This window comes from Aminobacter sp. P4_D5, from assembly GCF_056401815.1.
Genome location: NZ_JBFUIP010000805.1, coordinates 1 through 670, shown reverse-complemented (window position 1 = coordinate 670; position 670 = coordinate 1). Strand labels below are relative to the sequence as shown.

Below are 670 nucleotides of genomic sequence, written 5' to 3'. Positions count from 1 at the left end.
GAAGGGGGCCCGGGGCTTGTAGCCCCTGGTGGGGGAGCGCGAGGGAGCGAAGCCCTCTCGCTATCCGCGCCTCACGACGTATTCCCCGGCTTCCAGCGCCGCCACGATCGCATCCGCCTGCGCCCGGTCGCGCACCTCGATCATCAGCTCCAGCTCCGCCGTCTGCACCGAGGGTGCGGCGAAGAGGCGCTGGTGGCTGACCTCGATGACGTTGCCGCCGGCGGCCGCCACCCGCGTCGCGATGTCCGCGAGCACGCCCGGGCGGTCCGGGATGTCCAGGTGCAGCCGCAGCAGCCGCCCGTCGCGCAGGAGGTTGCGCAGCAGCACGTTGGAGAGGATGCGGGGATCGATGTTGCCGCCGCAGACGGGTGTTGCGATCCGCTTGCCGGCGAAGAGCTCCGGATGGCTCAGGATCGCCGCCACACCGGCCGCGCCGGCCCCCTCCGAAACCACCTTGGCGCCCTCGGCCAGCAGGGCGATGCCCTGTTCCACCGCGCGCTCGGTGACCATCAGCACCTCCACCCCGAGGCGCCGGAGGATCTCGACGGGCTGCTCGCCCACATCGCGCACTGCGATGCCCTCGGCGATGGTGGGGCCGCCCACGCTCACGGGTTGGCCGGCAAGGCGCTGGCGCATGGCCTGGTAGCCCTCGACCTCGACGCCGTAGACC

General features: G+C 72.5%; 1 protein-coding gene. It reads right to left on the bottom strand.

Annotated elements, in window-relative coordinates; all coding sequences use genetic code 11:
* Positions 1 to 60: 60 nt before the first annotated feature.
* Positions 61 to 670: pyridoxal-phosphate dependent enzyme (locus AC1DWF_RS35115; RefSeq protein ID WP_476843085.1), on the bottom strand; the 610-nt coding region annotated here is incomplete at its 5' end.